At 38.5% G+C, this 1217-nt stretch carries 1 protein-coding gene; it reads left to right on the forward strand.

Translation table 11 applies throughout. The features are described from left to right. Positions 1–303: 303 nt before the first annotated feature. Positions 304–1143: a fatty acid metabolism transcriptional regulator FadR gene (gene fadR / locus AB4232_RS22460; RefSeq protein WP_009848622.1), complete on the forward strand. Its 840-nt coding sequence runs from the start codon at positions 304–306 to the stop codon at positions 1141–1143. Positions 1144–1217: the final 74 nt, after the last annotated feature.

Genomic DNA, 1217 nt, shown 5'->3' on the forward strand with positions numbered 1-1217 from the left:
TTTACAGAATAACGACGGCTTATATATGATTATTACAACTTAATATTGCAAATTAATAGATTTAAAAATATGACCAATCTCATTGATTTTAAAAAGAATTTGTTGTGTTAATGGTTTGTTTAAATGATGGTTTGTAGTCGCTTGCTATCCAAACCTTGAGTGCAAACGTGTGCTGAACTTTAGAGTTTTAACTCTATTTGGGTTTTGAGTGAGTAAAATTTTTTGGGGGTATTTCCGCGGGGTGTTAACTAGTGGTATGATGAGTAAATTAGAACAAAATAATTAAATTGGATTGAAGTGTAGATGGTCATTAAGGCAAAGAGCCCGGCAGGATTTGCAGAAAAGTATATCATTGAAAGTATTTGGAATGGCCGTTTCGCTCCAGGTTCTATCTTGCCCGCAGAGCGTGAGCTTTCTGAGCTGATTGGTGTTACACGTACTACGCTTCGTGAAGTACTTCAGCGTCTTGCTCGTGATGGTTGGTTGACAATCCAACACGGTAAGCCAACTAAAGTTAATCAGTTTATGGAAACGTCAGGTCTTCATATCCTTGATACATTAATGACGTTGGACGTTGATAACGCAAGCAAAATGGTAGAAGACCTGCTTGCTGCTCGTACTAACATCAGCCCTATCTTTATGCGTTATGCATTCAAAGCAAATAAAGAGGCTTCAGAGCGTACGATTACTAACGTGATTGAATCTTGTGAATCTTTACTTGCGGCACCTACTTGGGATGAATTCTTAGAATCGTCGCCATATGCTGACAAGATCAAACAATCGGTGAAAGAAGACGTAGAAAAAGATGAAGCGAAGCGTCAAACGATCTTAATTGCTAAAACTTTTAACTTCTACGATTACATGCTTTTCCAACGTTTAGCATTCCATTCAGGTAACCAAATTTATGGCCTGATCTTTAATGGTGTTCGTAAATTGTACGACCGTGTTGGTAGCTACTACTTCTCTAACCCAGAAGCTCGTCGTTTAGCCATGGAGTTCTACAAAAACTTGTTTGTTATTTGTGAAAGCGGTGAGCGTGAGAATTTACCACTTGTGATTCGTAACTACGGTATCGCAAGCGCACAGATTTGGAACGAGATGAAGACAACGTTACCGACAAACTTTACTGAAGACGACAGCTAAGTCTTTTCATAAAAGTATTGTTCGGTTGTTTTACTTATTGAGTAAACGACGTAAAGAAACGAAAAAGCGGCGAG

The organism is Vibrio sp. 10N.286.46.A8 (assembly GCF_041470165.1).
In the GTDB taxonomy this organism is placed as follows: domain Bacteria; phylum Pseudomonadota; class Gammaproteobacteria; order Enterobacterales; family Vibrionaceae; genus Vibrio; species Vibrio tasmaniensis_A.

Coding starts and splice junctions, on each gene's coding strand:
- fadR (WP_009848622.1), top strand. CDS start 304: ATGGTCATTAAGGCAAAGAGCCCGGCAGGATTTGCAGAAAAGTATATC.